Source organism: Nocardioides sp. Leaf285 (assembly GCF_001422955.1).
GTDB lineage: Bacteria > Actinomycetota > Actinomycetes > Propionibacteriales > Nocardioidaceae > Nocardioides > Nocardioides kribbensis.
In genome coordinates, this window is record NZ_LMNH01000001.1 from 884,699 (window position 1) to 904,307 (window position 19,609).

The 19,609-nt window shown below is 64.9% G+C and carries 13 protein-coding genes; 11 read left to right on the plus strand and 2 right to left on the minus strand.

Going from position 1 to position 19,609, the window contains the following annotated elements:
* The first annotated feature begins 6 nt into the window (after positions 1-6).
* A complete protein-coding gene (locus tag ASF47_RS04120; RefSeq protein ID WP_156697713.1) occupies positions 7-1,440 on the plus strand; it encodes a P-loop ATPase, Sll1717 family in 1,434 nt (477 codons plus the stop codon).
* Between the two features lie 27 nt (positions 1,441-1,467).
* Here ASF47_RS04120 and ASF47_RS04125 read toward each other — a convergent pair whose 3' ends face one another.
* The gene (locus tag ASF47_RS04125) at positions 1,468-2,796 is read right to left on the minus strand and encodes a hypothetical protein (protein WP_056862656.1); all 1,329 of its coding nucleotides are present in this window, start codon (positions 2,794-2,796) and stop codon (positions 1,468-1,470) included.
* A gap of 66 nt (positions 2,797-2,862) precedes the next feature.
* Between ASF47_RS04125 and ASF47_RS04130 the strand changes: the two genes are divergently transcribed.
* The 4 genes from ASF47_RS04130 (at position 2,863) to ASF47_RS04145 (ending at position 5,800) form a co-directional block, all read left to right on the plus strand.
* Positions 2,863-3,240 (plus strand): hypothetical protein, encoded by a 378-nt coding sequence (locus tag ASF47_RS04130; protein WP_156697714.1) that lies wholly within the window; start codon positions 2,863-2,865, stop codon positions 3,238-3,240.
* A 100-nt stretch (positions 3,241-3,340) separates the two neighbouring features.
* On the plus strand, positions 3,341-4,357 hold the full coding sequence (locus ASF47_RS04135) for a hypothetical protein (RefSeq protein WP_056862658.1): 1,017 nt from the start codon (positions 3,341-3,343) through the stop codon (positions 4,355-4,357).
* Complete coding sequence (locus tag ASF47_RS22175; RefSeq protein WP_056862659.1) at positions 4,354-4,560, plus strand: helix-turn-helix transcriptional regulator; 207 nt, start codon at positions 4,354-4,356, stop codon at positions 4,558-4,560. The genes ASF47_RS04135 and ASF47_RS22175 overlap by 4 nt, the downstream gene beginning before the upstream one ends.
* Positions 4,561-4,567: 7 nt before the next feature.
* The gene (locus tag ASF47_RS04145; protein WP_056862660.1) at positions 4,568-5,800 is read left to right on the plus strand and encodes a tyrosine-type recombinase/integrase; all 1,233 of its coding nucleotides are present in this window, start codon (positions 4,568-4,570) and stop codon (positions 5,798-5,800) included.
* A gap of 186 nt (positions 5,801-5,986) precedes the next feature.
* Here ASF47_RS04145 and ASF47_RS04150 read toward each other — a convergent pair whose 3' ends face one another.
* Positions 5,987-8,086: a DUF262 and DUF1524 domain-containing protein gene (locus tag ASF47_RS04150; protein ID WP_056862661.1), complete on the minus strand. Its 2,100-nt coding sequence runs from the start codon at positions 8,084-8,086 to the stop codon at positions 5,987-5,989.
* Positions 8,087-8,278: 192 nt separating this feature from the next.
* Here ASF47_RS04150 and ASF47_RS04155 point away from each other — a divergent pair, with 192 nt between their 5' ends.
* The 6 genes from ASF47_RS04155 (at position 8,279) to pglX (ending at position 19,603) form a co-directional block, all read left to right on the plus strand.
* On the plus strand, positions 8,279-9,295 hold the full coding sequence (locus ASF47_RS04155) for a hypothetical protein (RefSeq protein WP_056862662.1): 1,017 nt from the start codon (positions 8,279-8,281) through the stop codon (positions 9,293-9,295).
* A 305-nt stretch (positions 9,296-9,600) separates the two neighbouring features.
* Entirely contained in the window at positions 9,601-10,953 is a 1,353-nt protein-coding gene (locus ASF47_RS04160; protein WP_056862663.1) for a hypothetical protein, read from the plus strand.
* A 99-nt stretch (positions 10,954-11,052) separates the two neighbouring features.
* A complete protein-coding gene (locus ASF47_RS04165; protein WP_056862664.1) occupies positions 11,053-11,406 on the plus strand; it encodes a hypothetical protein in 354 nt (117 codons plus the stop codon).
* A 9-nt stretch (positions 11,407-11,415) separates the two neighbouring features.
* Entirely contained in the window at positions 11,416-11,730 is a 315-nt protein-coding gene (locus ASF47_RS04170; RefSeq protein ID WP_156697715.1) for a hypothetical protein, read from the plus strand.
* A gap of 110 nt (positions 11,731-11,840) precedes the next feature.
* The gene (gene pglW, locus ASF47_RS04175) at positions 11,841-16,010 is read left to right on the plus strand and encodes a BREX system serine/threonine kinase PglW (RefSeq protein WP_056862666.1); all 4,170 of its coding nucleotides are present in this window, start codon (positions 11,841-11,843) and stop codon (positions 16,008-16,010) included.
* Positions 16,007-19,603, plus strand: coding sequence for a BREX-2 system adenine-specific DNA-methyltransferase PglX (gene pglX, locus ASF47_RS04180; RefSeq protein WP_056862667.1), 3,597 nt, complete (start codon positions 16,007-16,009; stop codon positions 19,601-19,603). The genes pglW and pglX overlap by 4 nt, the downstream gene beginning before the upstream one ends.
* Positions 19,604-19,609: the final 6 nt, after the last annotated feature.

The following is a 19,609-nucleotide window of genomic DNA, read 5'->3' on the forward strand; positions in this document are numbered from 1 at the left end:
CACATCGTGTCTACCGCCCCTTGCCCTCTCAAAGAGCTTCACTTCGGACACCTCGATGCGGCACAAGAGGCTCTGGAGCAGCCGCAACTTTTACTCGATGGCTTCTACGACTATCGAGAAGCTGCATACGGCATTGACGGGCAAACGGTCTGGCTTCTTCTGGGGCCTAAGGGCTCCGGGAAGTCCGCAGTTATCGAGCATCTGCGACTCCGCTGGGACCTACGTCATGATCGGTTCTTGACCGTATGGCAGCTCGGCGGCTTTCCTGTAAACGATGTCACGAACATCGGCACGGGTCAGTCAGCTGGCGGATCACGAGCTCAAGCTGCCTGGGAGTTTTTGCTTCTGCTTCGCGTCGTTGAGTCATTAGCGCAGGACCAATCACTCGATGCTCCTCCATCCTTCTGGCGAATGGTCAAGGGACTGCGGCAGGGCGGTCTACTCGTCGGGGACTGGCTCGCGAAGGTCTCTAGGTGGTCCTCGAGCACTGTTAAGTTCGACGTGAAGGTCATCGGCGCCGAGGGAGTGGTCGACCACACGACGATCACCCCGTTGGAAGTAAGCGCCTTCTTACGGCAGGAGCTGAGAAAGTGCCGGACTGCGCACCGCCACGTAGTAGCGCTGGACGGGCTCGACACCTTCTTCTTTGAGGCTGAGGACGAGTGGACGTCTTTGGCCGGGCTGATGCAGGCGCTTCAAGCCGTTAACCGCGAAATGGTCACCTACGGCACGCCCGTCAGCGTCGTCGCGGCAGTTCGTTCGGATATCTTCGATATGCTCCCCGGCCCGGAGATGAACAAGTTGAAGCCTCACGCGGTGCACCTTGACTGGCACGCTTACGGCATCGGTGGCGACAACCACCTCTGGAAGCTACTCACCAAGAAGGCCGCCGTTGAGCGACCTAAGGTGACCAACCTCGTAGCGCAGTACCTGAATACAACCGTATCGATCGGGCCCCACAGGGAGCTGACCACGTTCCTGCTCGATAACACCAGGCTCCTGCCGAGGGACGTAGTGGCCCTGATGAGTTACTTGCAACGCGAGTACAAAGGCAGTCGCAGCGTGCCGGAGGAGAATGCCAGGCGGGCCGTACAGCTATACGCCGAGGAGTACTTCATCGGCGAGGTTTTCGACAACCTTGCCGGTGTGCTGCCGGCGGGCAAGGCGCGCGGGCTGGCGGCGTTTAAGGATGCACTTCGGACCACGCCGAGCCGCTTCTTCACCTTCCAGTTCATGTGCGAGGAACTCGCTGGAGATCTCGAGCCGAACGAGATCAAGGCGCTACTGCGTCAGATGTTCGAGACAGGCGGGATCGGCGTCCGGAACGGTCAGAACACCGACTTCGTGTACCGGAAAGTCTCGGGAGCTGGCTTCACTGTGAGGTATCAGTTCGTTCTCCAGGACGCTCTTACTCGAGCGTGGAACCGGCCGTGGTACTGAGGGTGCGTGCGCTGTAACACAGCACCCTCAAACTGCATGGGGGTCGGTCGCTTGGGTTATCCAGGTACCAAGTTGGCGGTAAGTGACGGTGAAGCCGACAGACCAGATGAGTCGCTTGACGTCGGGGGACGGCTCGTTCGGCAGCAGAATGCTGCCGGCGAGGCCGTCGACGAAGCGCAGGTAGTCGAGCAGTTGCCCGATAGCGAGGCGAACGGTTGCCCGGTCGCTCTTGGCCTTCGCTTCGTAGAGAACGCCGGCGGTTGTGTCGTAGGTGTCCGTGATGAGCTCGTGACGCTCACCGGGGATCTTGATGCGTAGTCTCTTGGTCACATGGGACCGGTTCGCGAGCCAGGTCTCGAACTGGTTGACGAGCTTGGCCTCGTCGCGCTTGGCGAGCTTGCCGGTCGTGGGGGCGACCTCGAATTCGAGGACCTCGTTGCGTTCGGCGTCGACGAGAGTTACGTCAGCTTCGCCGGTGAAGTCCTGGTCGCGGGGGTGGTCCTCGTCGTTCGCGTCTGCCGTCTCGAGGGTGATGTTCGGACCGGAATGCGGCGCCGCAGGTGCTTCGGCAAGCTGCCCGGACGCTGGTGGTGCCGGCGTCGCTCCGCTGGGGGTTGTTCCGGAACGGATGAGTCGGAAGACGATGACGTCTCGACGGCTCCCCTCGCGGTCCGGAGCGCGCGCAGTCCGGTAAGAGAATGACGGGTCCGGGTCGACGTAGAACTCTCCGACGTAGCGCTGTCGCTTACCTCCAGTCGCGGCGGTGCGGTCATTGTCGATCGTCTCCCACAGGCGAATTGCTCGGCCTGCGTCCTGGTGTTCGAGGATGGCCTTATTGCCTTCCCGCATGACCTGATGGCCGATCTGGCCCTCGCCGGTGTAGTAGAAGACGTTCGGGTCGTTCTTGTCGGGCCCGTCGTAGTTGTAGCCGTGCTTGGCGCCCTGCTCGGGATCGGTATAGATGATGACGTTCGGAGTGCTGCCGGAGGGCTCGATGCCGCCTTGGGTGGACCCCCCATAGGTGCCGTGGATCTCCGAGCGCACCGCCAGGTCGCCTGGCCGGTAATGCCACTCCTGGTTCGCACGCAGCATCGTGAAGCCAAGCGATTCAAGCTTGCTTGCCACTGTTGCCTCGCCGCCGCTGAACTCGGTGGCTGAGAGTGGCCGCCCATGCTGGTGGCCGTGCGCTGCTGCGGCGATGGCTTTGGACGGGTACCCCTTGTTGCCGCGCAGAACGAAGTAGGTCCGCGCGTCGCGGAACCCGTACTTGCGCAGGAAGGGCTCGCGGCTGATTGAGTCGTACTCTGCAAGAGCGCGCGTGACGGCGCCGGGGTCTGTGAGGTCCGAGAGCGACATGGGCGCAGGCTATTCGCTGCGCGCCGGGATCGAGGGATGTCGTCGGAGATGGTTAGCCTGAGCACTGTGAGCGACTTCCGGTCGGACCCTATGCCGTCACCTGAGGGAAAGGGGCGCGCGCGGGCAGCCTGGGATGCTTACGCGAAGGGCACGAACAGGCTGCTGGGCCCGATCATCAACCCGGCGCTGGAGCCGGTCGTGCGCAGCTACGCGGTCAATGCAGTCTCGGACCTGTTGGGTTTCTGGCTCATGTGGCACCTAGAGGGCGGGTTCGAGGGACTGCGGAAGCACGGCATGAGTCGATCCGCGATCTACAGGCGCGTGGGGTCCTTCCGCAAGGTCTTCGGTGTGCACCCCGACGAGTTCGAGCTACCGGGAGTGACTCTCGACCTCGAGACGTACTTCAAGAGCGGTCACAGCGCGAAGGACAGCGACACCCAGTAACGAACAATCCCAGAAACCTGGACTGTGCGCCCTGTTACGACTACAGTCCCGATTTATGGGATTGAGTCCGTCTGGTCAGCTCGCTGAGCTGGCGTCTGGCGTGGACTCGTTCTACCTGTCGGGTCGGGGTCGATTGTCGGAGCGGCTGGCTGCCGACCTTGGTGCTGCCCGGGACCGGGCTCGCGCCACGAGCACCCCTCAGGAGTTCGTGGCGGGGGAGGAGACCTTCCTCGTTGCCGCTCGGCCACTGAACAAGTACCCGTTTCGGCTGGACCACGAGAACGGCATCATCGGACTGACCAGCAGCAAGAGTCTTCCCACGGTCAACGTCCAGCCGAGCGCGGCGTTCATCCACGCCGCGGGCATCCAGATGGCGCTCTACTGGTTCATCGGCACCATCGAGATGCTGCTCGGGGAGGTCGAGTGGACTGCCTCGCGCGTCGATGTCTTCGTCGACGTCCAGGGCTGGGGACTCGCCAGCGACGACAGGGACCGCTTTGTCTGCCGCGCGCGAGACCTCGCCATGTGGGAGTCGAGTGCTCAGTTCCAGACCCTGCGCTTCGGCACAGGGAAATCGGGGCTGATGGCGCGGATCTACGACAAGACGGAAGAGTCGCGGATCAAGGGCACCGACTGGTGGCCGGAGGTCTGGGGGGATGCCTACGTCCCCGGAGAGCGCGTTCTCCGGGTCGAATACCAGGTCGGTCGGAGCGCTCTGAATCAGACGTCGATTCATGAACCGATCGAGGGTCTGCATCGACTGCCCAGGCTGTGGGCCTACCTCACCGATGAGTGGCTCAGCTACCGCAAGCGTACCGGCGACGGGACAAAGTCCCGATGGCCCGTGGCTCCCGAGTGGGAGAGCGTTCAGCAGGCGTCGCTCCGCAATGGTGCTCTCGGCCTTGAGCGGGTGCGGTCGGGGCAGCGCGCTGGGAGCATGCGGCGGCTCCTTCCCGGGGCGCGTGGCTATCTCGCATCCGTGGGGGCGGTCGGCGGGGCGGAATCCCTTGGTGACGCTCTTCGCCTCCTGGGTCGTGAGATTGCACTGCAGGACGAGGGCGGCAAGCACTCGTTCGACGCGCAGCTGGCCTCCAAGCGATTGGCGTATGGGCTATGAGTCCGCGGCCGGCGTCGACGCTGCCCGAGCGTCTGTGGACGCTCGAACAGACGGCGGAGTTCCTGGCTATCCCGGTCGCGACGCTCTACAAGCTCAACCACAAACGCACGGGCCCGCGCTTCTTCCGTGTGGGTCGCCACTGTCGCTACGACCCTCGCGACGTGCAGGCGTGGCTGCTGAGCCCGCAGTGCCAGCCCGGATAGGAGAGACATGGCATCGGTGAACGATCGGTGGCACATCCGGGACCGAGGGACGGGGAAGACCACCCGCAGCTCGCGCTACGGCCAGGGCAAGCGGTGGCAGGTGCGCTATCGCGATCCGGACGGCCAGTCGCGCAACCGCTCCTTCGACCGACGCGTCGATGCCGACCGGTTCCGCGTCGAGGTCGAGCACCAGCTCAGTCGCGGCGGCTACGTCGATGAGCGGTCGGGGCGTGTCCTTTTCGCTGACTACGCGGCGGACTGGCTGGCTCGACAGATTCAAGAGCCGACCTCGTTGCAGGCGCTCGAGGTCCGGCTCCGGGTCCACATGCTCCCTACCTGGGGCCCGTGGCCGCTTGCCAAGATCACGCCCTCGGCCGTTCAACGCTGGGTGGTCGAGCTTCACGAGGGCATCAGCGCCGGCTACGTGAGACTGATCCTTGTGAACTTCGGCGCGATCCTGCGCAGCGCCGTCGATGAGGGGATCCTGGCGTCCAGTCCCGTCGCGTCGTCCCTCGTTCGCGCCCCGGCAATTCCGCCACGGAAGGTGACGCCGTGGAACGTCGAGCGGTTGCTCTCCGTTACCGCGCAGCTGCCGCCGCGGTGGCGTCCGCTGGCTGCAGTGGCCGCTGGCTGTGGCCTACGTCAGGGGGAGGCGTTTGGGCTACGCGTGCACGACATCGACTTCGATCGGCAGGTCGTGCACGTCCGGCAGCAGATCCGCCTCGAGGACGGCCGGCCCGTGCCGGCTCTGCCCAAGTACCGACGCACGCGCTCTGTCCCGCTGCCGTCCTGGGTGGGGGAGCAGCTGGAAGCTTCCACGCGTGAGCACGCGCCCCTCGGCGGTGAGCGGTCGGACCGTCCTGGCCTCGGTGGCCTGCTCTTCTACACGCGCGAGCGCAAGCCCCTGAATCGGAATTACTTCAACCCGACCGTGTGGCGGCCGGCGTTGCTTGCTGCGGGTGTGCCGAACGACCGGGACAACGGGATGCACGCGCTGCGCCACACCTGTGCATCGCTGTGGCTCGAGCACGGTGTGAGCATCAAGGCGGTGTCGGAGTACCTCGGCCATGCCGACCCGGGATTTACTCTTCGCGTCTACACGCACGTGATGCCGAGCTCGGGCGACAAGGCGCGCCGAGCGATGGACGCGGCGCTCGGAAGGGGCGGAGCCCCGACGCACGCCGGGGCCGACGCTGGCGCACCGTGGGCGCACGAGACGGTGACCGAGGGTGGACACTGATGGAAAATGACGAACGACGTCTCCGCAGGTCAGAAGGCCTGCGGAGACGTCGTCGCTGGTCAGCGAACCGCGCTGATCAGATGTCGTAGTAGAGCTCGACCCGTCGCGTTTGCGCAGGTCAGGGCGCCGCGGGGGAGTGGCATGCCACATGTATGCCTCACGAGCGCTGCGTGCTCATCCCGTCATTCAGTCGCCGCCCATCTGATACTCCAGCGCCTGCCGCACCAGGCCCATGACGTACGCGAAGTCCGATGTCTCGTCCAGCCCGACCTCGGTTGGCCCATTGCCCCAATGGCCCTTATCGCTGACGTCCCAAGCGAGCCCGCGCTCATCTCGCAGCGCCTCAAGGGGAATGTTGAGGCTGAGCCGCATCCGCGCCTTCTGGGGTACAACGTCCACGAAGTTGGTCTCCGCTTTGAAGGCGACGTAAAGCTTCAAGAACTGCCGTGTGATCCCAGGGTCAAGAGCCAGCGTCTCGGCGCTGAACTTGTCGAACAGCTCTCGGCGGGCGACTGGTAGTAGGTGGGGGTGGTCCTCGATGGAAAAGTCCGAAGCGGCTCGTTGCACCTTGAACTCGCCGATCACGCGCTCAGGGAGTGAAGGTCGCGGCCAGATCTCCAGTGCATCGCCGGCCAGACGGTCTGCGCGCTTCTCGATTTCAGTGGGCGTCCATGCGTCGAGTTGTCCGAGACCCTTGTTGAGCCGGAGCGGACTGTCCTTGAAGCCGCCCTCCATGTCGCGCTTCTTGGCGAAGGGGTGGTCCGAGTACTCCGAGTTGTAGCCCGTGAGTGTCAGGTTGCCAAGGGTGTGCAGGTAACGCTGCTGCACGTCGGCCCAGTCCTTGCCGAGAGCTATCCGCCACTCCGTCGGCAGATCCTCGTTCTGCGGGAGGATGTGCTCGATTGTGTAGTCCTCAATCGTCACGTGCTCCTTTCGATTGTGATTCTCCAGCAGCCGGAGGAAGTACGAGCGCCGACGGAAGTTGTACAGGTCGGTCGTCAAGAGCGAGTGCTTGAACTCCTTGTCCGTCGGGAAAGCCCGGTAGCTTTTCAGCGACAGGAAGTGCGCCTTGACGCTCTCGACGTAGCGGTCCTTACGGACGGCCGCGCTAAACCCGGCGAATGTCTTGTTGAGTGAGTTGGTGGGGACGCGGCACACCGCCCGACGGAAGATGTACGACGTCACCATCTGCACGACCTCGTAAAGCCCGTCGCGATCGAGCGTGCCGAGCTCGTAGTCGGTGTAGGCCTCGAGCAGGAATGGATAGACCACGTCCGCCTTGATTTGGTCCAGGTCCTTGAAGGCCGCGCGCAGTTTGGGGTCGTCCTCCTTGCCGAGGGCCATAGCGCAGTAGCGATGCGCGTACTGGCGCAGTTCGACTACGAGAGAAGTGATCGTCTCGTCCGCGTCGGTGAAGGCGGCAGCGTGGTCCTTGAAGGCCTCGTAGATGTCGTCTAGCCGAGGGATCTCCCCGGTCTTCACCGTCAAGTAGTGACGGACGAACTGGTCGAACTGGCTCTCCTCCGTTCCGGCGAACTCCAACTCCATCGGGCGCCAGTACGCCGTGTAGACCTTCTCCTGCTCCTTCGGCGGCAGGTCCATCAGGACGTAGTTCCGGATGAGGTCGGCCTGGGACAACTTCTTGCCGGTGGAGTTCATCGCCTCGAAGACGAGCTGGGGGTTGTCCACCCCTCGCTCGAGCTTGACGTCCACAACGACGAGCTTGTCGAGCCCCTTGCAGACCGTCGCCAAGTTGACCGTCGGGTCGGCGAGCATCTGCTGGAAGTAGGCGAAGTTGTCGATGACCCGGGTGACCATGCCGCCCGGTGGGGCGACCCCTTGGAGGAGGGAGATGAGAGCGGACTTGTCGCTCTGGGACAGGATCAGCTTGTACTGGCGCTCACCCTCTTCATCGTCGTTGAGGAGGTAGCGGTTGCGGATCTTCCTCGGGGAGAAGCCGTCCCAGGGCTCCTGCTCGTCGGCGGGCAGCGCCTCTAGCCGGGCAGCGAGCGCGGCGAGAATCAGCGTCACGGTGGTGACCCGCTGCTGGCCGTCGATGATCAGGTCCGGCTCGGCGGAGGTATTGGTGGACTGGTCCCGGGCCACGTACACGATTGACCCGGTGAAGTGGGCCCCCAGATTGGGGTTGGAGCCCGCCCGCAGGATGTCGGCCCACAGCTGCGCGCACTCAGGTTCCTGCCAGGAGTACAGACGCTGGTAGATCGGCACGATGAACTGGCTGCTCGCTTTGAGCAGGGTGAGGAGATGTGAGTCGACGGCCTTCATCTAAGTCCTTCCCGAGGGTCGACTCGCAACATATCCGGTCTCGATGACCGCCCGGTTCCGATCGCATTCACGTCGGCACGGAGCGGATCGCGGCTCCTGACATCGCAGCGGGCGTCGCTCGCCTCCTACGAACTCGTTCAGACGCGCGTGTCGACCCTTGCCCGAGCCGGCGGAGAAACGAGACTGCACGCCGTGGCGAAGATGACCTACAAGCAGTACATCGGCGCCAAGGGCGAAGCAGAGATGCTGCAGCTGCTCTTGCGCACCGGTGCGGCCGTTAACGGCCTCACCGCGTCAGACACGGGCTGGGACCTGCATCTGCACGTGCCGTCAATGCCGCAAGACCTTGCCGACGTCGACCCAGCTATCGCCGGCAAGCTCCAATGGCAGCTGTCGGGGCGTACGGCGCACGTCCAGGTCAAGCGCACCTCGAAGAAGGGTGGTCTTCCCAAGCTCGATATCGGGACTGCCAGAGGATGGGTGACCGGTTCCCGCGCTGGCACTCCGACGTTCCTTGTCTACGGAGAGCCCCACGACGACGGCACGGTCCAGTGGAGCTTCGCGACACCTTCGGCTATCGAGCGATGGTTGTGGGAGCGGCGTGATCGCGTCGGTGGGAAGTCCAACGTGGCGACCATGGTCCGCCACGACATCGAGCCCGAGTGGTTCGGCTGGGTGCTTCATCTATGGGCTCACTACGCCCCCTTGCTGCTCCAAGCTTCGGAGCTCGATGACCTGATGTGGTCGCGAAAGACCTACCCGGTGGATGAACTCGAAGGGTTGGCCGTCGATCTGACTGCGCGGCTCGTGTCGGGTTTCCTTGCCGACATCCGGGCCACACAGGGCAGTGATGACTCATGGTGGCTCGACACCGGAGCGAGACAGCTCGCGATTGCAGCCCTGAACGCGCTCATCGGGGGGTTCAACGAGGATGGCGAGACCAGTTACTGGTCGCCCACGCTCCTACAAGGTGTCTCCGACCGTCTCTTGGAGGCGTGCTTGTCGGGACCTGGTGACTGGGCGGGGACGGGTCTTCCGACCGGGCTGTACGACCCGGTCGTGGGTGGCCAACCGCAGGATCCCGAGCGGGCGTTGGCGACACTTGCGCGAGACGTCCACAATGCGCGAAGCGCTGTCCTTTCCTACATCGGCTTCCGCTTTACTCCAGGCCCGCGCTGGTTAAGTGGGCTGCCGACGGGTCCCGAATAGCGGCGAACACTCCGCCGGACGCATGTAGGTCACTCGCGCTGTGTCGGATCGACTTCGCCGGGTGGCAGCACCGCGCGCGTAGCCGCGCCTCCGATGACACTTGCCGTTCAAGTTGTGGTCATTCGTCGACTTGGGCATCCCCGACGCCACTGTGGTCGCCAGCCTCAGTGCCTGCATGGTCGTCACACTCGCCACTCCCGTCGGTACTTCCGGTCCAGCGAGGACACAGCCGAGGATGACGGCGATCTGGCGCCGGGTGAAGTTGCGCATCGAGGCTCCGAGTCCGCGAGGGCCTCACCGACGAGATGGTCGACGCCGCGTACGTCGCCTGGCGCGCGGACTGCGCTGCCGGACGCGCCAGCATCCTCGTGACCGAGTCGGCCCGTGATGTCCGCGCGCTCAACGAGCGCGCACGGGCCGAGCGGATACTTCTGGATGGCGCCGTCGATCACCGTGAGGCGCATCTGGCTGACGGCTGCCGCGCCTCGGTCGGAGACGTCGTCATCACGCGCCAGAACGACCGCCGGATTCGGACGTTGCGCGGCGGATGGGTGATGAACGGCGACCGCTGGCTGGTCACCGACATTCGGCGGGACGGCTCCGTCCTGGTCAAGCGACTCGGATCCCGCGGCGGACGAACGGTCCTACCGCCGGAGTATGTCGCCGAGCACCTCGACCTCGGCTACGCGGTCACCGCGCATCGCGCTCAGGGCGTCACCGTCGATACGGCGCACGTCGTCGTGACCGCATCCACGACCCGAGAGAATCTCTACGTGTCCATGACTCGCGGGCGCGAGTCCAACATCGCGTACGTCGCCCTCGACCAGCCCGACGACAGCCACTCCACACCCGAGGCGGATGACGTCACGGCCAGAACCGTTCTGTACGGCGTCCTCCAGCACACCGGCGCTGACCTTTCTGCCACGCAGACCATCGAGGCTGAGTACGAGCTGAACGGCGGTATCGCCCGCCTCGCAGCCGAACTCGGGACGATCGCTGCCGACGCCCAGCACGATTGCTTCGTCGACCTCCTCAGCCGCTCCGGTCTGACCGCTGAGCAGCATGCCGCAGTCGTCCAGTCCACGGCCTTCGGCCCGCTCGCTGCGGCACTCCGTCGCGCCGAGGCATACCACCACGACCTCGAACGTCTTCTGCCGCGAGTCGTCGGGCGGCACGGTCTCGACGACGCCGATGACATCGCCGCGGTTCTCCGCTACCGAGTCGACAAGCTCGCAGCGACTCCGCCGCGAGGTTGCCATCTCCGTCCGCGGCTGATCGCGGGCCTCTTTCCCGAGCCGCTCGGTCCGATGTCCGCCGAGGACCGGCAGGCGATCGACGAACGGAAGGAACTGATCGAGACGCGGGCACGCGCCCTTGCGGAGGACGCGGTTGCACGCCAGGAGGCGTGGACTCTGCGGCTTGGGCCGCCTTCCGCCGGAGTAGGCAATGCCGATGCCTGTCTGCCGGCAGTCGCGGCATACCGCGACCGCTACAAGGTCAACTCGGACCTACCGCTTGGGGGCGCCGCGAAGAACGACGCTCAGCGTGCGGATCGTGAGCGTGCCCTCGCCGCGATCCGAGCAATGCGCGCGGACGGGCCATCCGAGCGCGCCACAGCGTCCCCGTCGATTGAGGTCCGAGCCATTCCGCTTCCATAGGTGGTGGTGGCGCATGGTCCTCCACAGGGAGACCCGGGCAATCTATGACCGACAACGAGCCGGGCGTATCGAGGAAGTTCCAACCCTCGGGAGGCACCCATGTTGTTGATGCTCGCACTGCCGGTCCTCATCGCCGTCGCGGGGATGCACCGATACATGCAGCTCTATGCGCCGTCGAACGTGCTCGCGCGTCGAGTCCGCATGGCACGGCCCACGTTCCGCATGACCGGCGTGCTCCTTGCTCTCGCTGTCGTCTTGGTGACGGCGATGCACGCCCTCGCCGAGCAAGTCGCGGCAGGTGCACCCGGCTGGCTGAACCTCGTCGTGCTCGTCCTTGCGTGGGACGGCGTTAAGGTGGCGCTTCTGGCTGCACGCTCAGGATCGGGCGCGCTCGCTCTGTCCGCGCGTAGCGCGTTCCATCCCCACCGCGAGGCTGGCGCCGGCGCCTCGTAGCCTCGCACTGTGAATGACGAGCTTTCGCTGTTTGGTGAGGAGCCGGCGCTGAAGGCTCCGGTTGCACCCGTGATCGCCCCGATCGCGGACTGGCAGATCGATCTGTTGCGGAAGGCGCTGGATGCGCGCGGTCTGACGACCATGTCCGAGCGGCAGTCGGCGATCGAGGCGGCTGCGGGCCGCCGTGTGGAGTCACTGCGCACGCTCACGCACGACGAGGGTCTGCATGTCCTGTCGCGTCTCGCTCAGGCGCCCGCGTCTGGGCGAGTCGGCAAGTCAGCCTGGGACGACCGGGATGAGGACACCTGGATTGACCGCCTCTAGGCAAGCGCTCGCCCGGTTCACAGCCAAAGTGACGGTTGCATGTGGAAACATCAGCATCGTCCGTCACATACGTGCGCAGCCAACGTCGCTGCAGGTCGAGTCAAGGAAACATGAAGGCAGATTCCCCCCACTGGATCGTCATGGGTCCGCCCGCGACCCCAGCAGAGGAGGCCGCCCTCGATGCTTTCCGCAAGCTGCTTCCTGACGACGGCATCACGACCGCCTGGGTAAACCTGACCTTCATCGACAACAACGGTCGGTCAGGCGAGGTCGACGTTCTTCTGCTGACGCGTGCCGGACTCTTCATCGTGGAGCTCAAGGGCTGGCACGGCCGCATCGTCGGCAATACCCAGCGATGGATGCACAACATCCGCAATGTCGAGAACCCGTGGTTGGCAGCCGACCGCAAGGCGAAGCGTCTGGCCGAACTGCTCAAGGACGTGGCGCCGAACGAGAAGGCGCGCAAGGACGTTCCCTTCCTGCAGTCCAAGGTCGTCCTTCACGGCCACGGCTGCACGGTGGAGCTCGACGAGCGAGCCACGCTGGGCGTCCTTGCTATGGACAAGTTCGAGATCAAGGCGAAGCCTGCACTCACCAAGGTCAGCACGTTCCTGGCCGAGCTCCCCAGCAATCCTCACCACGTCGTCGACTACCAACGCGCGAAGGCCATTCGCGCACTCTGCGGCAAGGCCGGATTCAGGCCGGCGCCCAAGGTTCGGATGGTCGGCGACTACAAGGTCGCCGACTCGACCCCCATCGCCGAAGGCCCTGACTGGCAGGACGTGCTGGTCGACAACCCCCACCTCAGCGGCGTCAGGCTCCGCTTGCGACTCCGCGACCTCCCGCCCAAGGCCTCGGCGACCGATCGCCAGCGCATCGAGGACCTCGCTCAGCGCGAGTACCAACTCACCTATGGCATCCGCCACGACGGCATCGATGTGCCCACCGAGTTCAAGAAGACCGACGACGGGCCCGCCCTGGTCTTCGAGTACGACGACTCCGAGCAGCCGCTCGACGCCTTCATCGCATCGCAACCAGACCTTTCATTCGACCAGCGGATCGCGATGGTCATTCGCCTGGGTGAGACGATCCGGTTCGCGCACCAGCGCCATCTGATCCACCGCGCCCTCGGCCCGCACCGCATCTGGGTCCGGCAGCCGCGCAGCAAGGACGGCAAGACAGGCGGGCCGCGGCTGTCGATCCGCGACTGGTACTCCGGGCAGAAGGATCGCTCGAGCAACTCCGAAACCCGCTGGACGACGATCAGTGCTGGTGTCTCCGACATCCTCGGCCTGGCAGCCCACGAGGACTGGATCTATCTCGCTCCCGAGGCTCGAGTGCCGTCCGACGGACTTCCTGGCGTGCCGCTCGACATCTACGGCTTTGGAGCCGTCGCCCATCTCATCCTGACCGACCGTGCGCCCGCGGAGAACCTCGTCGAGCTCGACCAGAAACTCACTCAGGAGAGGGCTCTCGACCCGCGCTCCGTCGTGGCCGGCATCCCCGACCCGATCGCCGACGTGATCGCACTCATCACGAGCGCGACTGAGACCGACCGTCCTTCAACCATGGCCGAGGTGCTCGACTTCCTTGACACGGCGTGGGAGGAGGTCCGCAAGGGCGATGAAGTCGAGGCGCCCACGGATGTTGAGGATCCGCTCGACGCTCAAAGCGGCGACGCCATCGCAGATCGCTTCCTCGTCCTCGGGCGACGTGGTGAGGGCTCGAGCGGAGTTGCCTTTGCGGTCAACGACACCGATGCCGCGGACTCCGAACGCGAGGTCATCCTCAAGATCGGGCGCAACCCGTCGGCCGACAAGCGGCTCAAGGCCGAAGCCGAGGTCCTGAGAGCACTCGACCACAAGCGGATCGTCCGCCTCATCGACGGGCCCATCGAGCTCGCCGAACGCCGCGCCCTCCTGCTGAGTGATGCCGGCAAGGAGACCCTCGCCGTGCGGTTGGCGAAGGAAGGGCGCTCGACCCTTGGTCAGCTCCAGCAATTCGGCGGTGACCTTCTCGATGCGATGGCCTACTTGGAGACCAAGGGCTTCTTCCACCGCGACATCAAGCCGGCGAACTTGGGCATCATCCCCGACCCCGGCACTCGCAAGCCGACTCTGGTCCTTTTCGACTTCTCGCTCGCTGACGAGAGCGTCGACAACATCGCTTCGGGCACACCGGGGTATCTGGATCCTTATCTCGGTCGCGGCCAGCGACGTCGCTACGACCGCGCCGCCGAGTTGTACGCCGTGTCGGCGACGCTCTTCGAGATGGCGACCGGCGGTTTGCCGTGGTGGGGCAGCGGCAGTAGCCAACCCTTGAACCCCACCGATGAGCCGGTCGTCGAGCCCACGGCATTCGAGCCGGCCGTCGCCGCCCAGTTCGCCCAGCTCTTCCGTAAAGCACTCAATCCCGACGCCAAGGCCCGATTCAGCAGTGCCGACGAGCTTGCCGTCGCGTGGCACGAGGTGTTCGCCACCCTCGATGCAGGCGACGAAGCCACCGAGGCCAACGACGAGCTGGCTGAAGCAGCCGACCTCGACACGCCGCTCGAGAGGTCTGGCTTGTCTGCCCGCGCTCGATCGGCTGCAGCGCGACTCGATGTCACCACTGTTGGCGGGCTACTCGGCGTGCACCCAACGAAGATCAACTCCATCCGCGGCCTAGGGGAGTCTTACCGCAAGGAGATCCAGGCCCGCATCAAGGAGTGGCGAGCACGCCTCAGCGTTCCGACCGCAGTCGATGAGGCACTCACTGCCAAGCGCGGGGTGGAACGAGTCCTCGCGGGGCTGCTCGGGGTACTGAACGGCGCCGATCGTGTGGTCGCCGAGGCCCTTCTCGGGCTCACCTCCGAGGCTGCAGAGTCCCAGCCGACCTGGCCGGCCGCCGCCGAGGTTGCCCAATCGCTGGGGCAGAACCGCGAGCAGGTGGTCGATGTCCTCGATCGAGCGGTTGGTAAGTGGGTCAAGAAGAAGGAGCTTGAAGGCGTTCGTGAGGACGCTGTCACGATCCTGGCTAGACAGGGCCGCGTGATGACCGTGCCGGCGCTGGCGCTGGCCTTAGCGGCGCAGCGCGGTTCGCTGCTCGACGGCGCCGAGCGCACCCGCCAGGCCGCCGCACTGCTTCGCCTCGTCTTCGAGTACGACGCTCGCGAAGTGGACCCTGCCTTTGACCTCCGCCGAAGCGCCAAGCGCCCCGCTCTGATCGCCCTCCACGACGGGGCCGACCCAGACGAGACCGGTCGCGACTTCCCGCCGGCCGACGTTCTCATCGATGCCGCAACTGAGCTGGGGCATGCCGCGGACCGTCTTGTCGAGGGGGACAAGGTTGTTCCCTTCGCCGTCGCAGCGCAAGCGCTCCGAGACGAGGTCGCCGACACCGCGGCAGCCACTGTCATGACGGATGACCGTCGCGTGATCCGACTTGCCGCCGACGCCAGCGAGACCGCAGAACTCTCCGGGTTCGACGAGCTCTATCCCGCAACGCTGCCGACCCAGGTCGCCGTTGAGCTGGCGCTGAGTGGCAAGCCGGGCCGACAGATCTCTGAGGCCGCCGTCCGAAGATCTGTCCAGACGCGTTTCCCGTGCGTCTTGCTACCGGACAACAGCCATGACCTCGATCCGCTGGTCGCAGCTGCACTGCCGGGCATGGTCCGCCACGACGGCATCTACGAGCCAGCCAGCACCCGGCCGACCACGGTCACCGGAACAACGACGCTCCTGGGGACTGTCGTCGTTGCCACGCCCGGTTCGGAAGTGGTGAGTCGACTTCATGACTCCATCGGTCGTCACGGCGCCCTGACGTTGTGCGTGCCGCCGAGTCGCTATGTCCGTCAGGCTCGCGATCTCGCCGACATGTTCGGGGTCGACGTCGTGGACGTCTCCCATGTCGTTGTTGAGGCGGCGAAGGAGTTGGCGACTGTGCACGGCATCGACTGGTCGTTCGTGGTCGATGCCGATACGAAGGTGCGCGAGGGTTCTGACTGGGCCAACCTGGCGAGGCTCGTCCAAGCCGCCGTTGAACCGCGCTGGACCACGGCAATGACGTCCGATCGTCCCCTGCTCCTCACGCACGCCGGTCCCCTCCAGCGGTACGGCCTGGGCCACCTGCTGGCCAACCTCCTGGATGTCGGCACTGACCGTCCGGCCGCGCGTTGGCTGCTCGTTGCCATGCAGGCCAGCCAGAACGTCCCGATGCTTGACGGCAAGCCCGTCCCGCTCGGCCCCAGCGGGTGGCTCACACTGCCCTCCGATCTCCCGAAAGTAGTTCACACCCCGTGATCCAGTCCGCCGCCCTGCTCAAGGACCTCAAGGCCCAGCTCAAGCTGGTCCAGGCCGACCTCCGCGCTCGCGCGGACGACAAGGCCGACCGCTGGGGCGCCCGCCTGCAGGAGGAGTACGCCGAGGCCCGCAGGCGCGAGCGCACCGGCCACTCCTGGGTCGTGTGGCGCGACAACGAGGTCGACCAGGCCGCTGTCGCGTGGCTGATCGCCATGACCTTCGTGCGCTTCTGCGAAGACAACGACCTGCTGACGGGCGCCCGAATCAATGGGACCACGGTTCCCGTCGGCTGGATCGCGGGTCCAGGCGACCGGACTGCACGTGCGGAGGAGAACCTCACGGCGTACTTCCGGGAGAACCCAACACACAACCGGCGCGACTGGCTTCGCCAAGCCTTCACAGTTCTGGCCGGGCAGCCCGCGGGCAAGGCGCTCGTGGACGAGGCGCACAATCCAGTCTGGACCGCTGACATCAGTGCCGAGCGGGCTACAGCGCTCATCGACTTCTGGCGTGCCACCGACTCCAGCGGCAAGCTGGTCCATGACTTCACCGACCAGGAACTCGACACCCGCTTCCTCGGCGACCTCTACCAGGACCTCTCCGACCACGCCCGCAAGACCTACGCTCTGCTCCAGACGCCCGTCTTCGTCGAGGAGTTCATCCTCGACCAGACGCTGACGCCAGCGCTGGCCGAGTTCGGTCTCGACGGGATCAAGCTCATCGACCCGACCTGCGGCTCCGGACACTTCCTCCTTGGTGCTTTCCAGCGACTTGTCGACCAGTGGCAGGCTGAGGCGCCGGCACTCGACGCGAAAGAGCGTGTACGCCGGGCTATGGACTCCATCCACGGCGTCGACCTCAACCCGTTCGCCGTGGCCATCGCTCGCTTCCGCCTCACCGTCGCCGGCCTTCTCGCCATGGGGGAGCGCTCACTTGTCGGGGTGCCGAACCTCGGCTTCCACCTCGCCATCGGCGACTCCCTCTTGGGCGAGTTCGGCGGTGCGCCAGAGGCGCTCCAGTTCGAGGGCGAGGAATCGGAGACCTACTTCTACGACGGTGAGGACCTCAAGGAGTACACCGGCATCCTGAAGCCCGGCCAGTACCACGTCGTCGTCGGCAACCCGCCCTACATCGCTCCTCCCGACCGCGGTCTCAAGACGCTGTATCGGAAGTCGTATTCCACGGCCAGTGGGCAATATGCACTTTCTGCGCCGTTCATGGAACTCTTCTTCCGCCTTGCCATCCGAGGTGAACAGGGTCAGGGAGCTGGATTCACTGGTCAGATCACCGCCAACTCGTTTATGAAGCGCGAGTTCGGCAAGAAGCTAATCGAGGAATTCTTCGCCGGCCACCACCTGAGCAACCCGGTCGACCTCACCGGTGTTGTCGACACGTCGGGCGCCTATATTCCTGGCCACGGCACGCCTACCGTGATAATCGTCGGCCGCCGCCGACGTCCGGTGGGCGATCAGGTGCGTGCGGTCCTCGGTGTCCGCGGTGAACCCGGCCAGCCGGCGGACCCGTCCAAGGGCCTCGTCTGGACAGAGATCGTGACCCACCTCGACGAGCCGGGATTCGACGGCAAATTCGTTTGCGTGTCCGACGTGGAACGCTCCGTATTCGGTCGGCATCCGTGGTCCTTGGGGGGAGGCGGGGCGGCCGAGTTGAAGGCTGCGGTCGAGACCGTGCAGGGAAGACTCGGATCCAAGGTCGATCGGATGGGCATGTTCGGCGACAGCCATGCGGAGGAGTACTTCGCTGCTCCGTTGGGCACGTTCATGCGCCTTGGCGTTAGCCCCACAGACGTTGTGGGCGCAATCGATGGAAACGCGACTCGTGATTGGCGGGCTGACACCATCGGTGAGCTGTTCTTTGCGGGCGGACCCGCTCGTATTTCCACATCGTCGCAACAGTCTCGCGTCGCGCTCTGGCCATGGCGGACGTCATTGTGGGCGCGGGCGACATTCTCGGGCGCCAGCTACAAGTCGGCAGATATCGACTGGCTCTCGTGGCACCAAGTGAGTGCCGAGCGAAGCAGCGCGGTAAGGATCGCCTTCGCCAAGATTGCAACTCACTTTAGCGGCGCTCTGGTTCGTCGTGACGCTGTTGAGAAGCCCGGCGCTCTTCGAATCGAGCTGCCCGAAGCGGCTACCGAGGACGACCACCTCGCTCTGCTCGGCGTCTTGAACAGCTCAACGGCGTGCTTCTGGATGAAGCAGGTGAGCCACAACAAGGGAAACGGCGGCATCGGGGGTGGGATCGGCGACGAGGACTGGGAGCCGCGGTATGAATTCACCGGAACGAAGCTTGCGCAGTTTCCCCTCCCTTCGGCACTGCCTTTGAACGCGGCGCGCCACCTCGACTCGCTGGCTCACGAGCTCGCAGTCGTAGCGCCCAGTGCTGTCATCGCGCATGCAGGTCGGCTTTCGGAGCCACTCGATGCCCGCCTCCGGGCCGCGTCTGCCGAGTGGGCTCGGATTCGCGCGCGGATGATCTTCGCGCAGGAAGAACTGGACTGGGAGACGTACAGGCTCTACGGGCTCATCGATGATGACTTCACCTACAAGGGCTCTGACATCGATGCTATTGCGCTTGGTGAGCGGACATTCGAAATCTCATTGGCCCGTCGGGTTGCAGACGGTGAGGAGGAGACGGCATGGTTCTCGCGACACGGGTCGACTCCCGTTGTAGCGGTTCCAGAAGTGTGGCCGACGAGCTACCGCGATCTTGTGAAACGGCGTCTCGAGTTCACTCAGAGCGACCCAACGATTCGCTTGCTCGAAAAGCCTGAGTTCAAGCGCCGCTGGCTGGTGACTCCATGGGAGACCCAACTGGTCGCGGCACTCCAGGAGGCCATCCTCGTTCGTCTCGAGCAGCCCGCACTCTGGCGGGATGAGCAGGGTCCTGCAGTACGGTCCATCTCGGAACTCGCGGACGACGTGCGCCGTGACGATTTCCTCTTGCAGCTGGTCGAAGTCCTGGCCGGCGACAAAGAGGCTGACCTCACGAAGGTCCTCTCGTCGGTGGTTGGTGGGCAAGCAGTTCCGTATCTGGCGGCGCACCGCTACAAGCCGTCAGGGATCGAAAAGTTCAACGCGTGGCAACACGTGTGGGAGTTGCAGCGACGTGAAGATGCGGGAGACAAGGTCGACATTCCGGTGCCTCCTAAGTACGGAGACAAGGACTTCACCTCCAAGGACTTCTGGCAGGCGCGCGGCAAGTTCGATGTGCCGAAGGAGCGCTTCATCCTCTACCCGAACTTGGGTCGCGAGGGCGACAACACCGTCGTGCTGGGTTGGGCCGGCTGGGACCACAAGGACAAGGCGCTCGCCTTGGCGCGGGAGTTCCCGACGCAGGACGCGCTCGGCGCGGGCAATGACCTGTTGATCCAGATGGTTGCCGGTTTGGTGGAGCTCGAGCCGTGGGTCCACCAGTGGCACTCCGAGATGGATGCCTCATTCGGCGTGAGCCCCGCTCAAGCGATCACGGGCGTCATCGACCAGCAGCTCGGCCGACTCGAAGCCACACGTGACGAGGTCACTGCGTGGACACCCCCGGCTGCTACTCGCGGCCGCCGTCCGAAGAATTCGTAGGGAAGA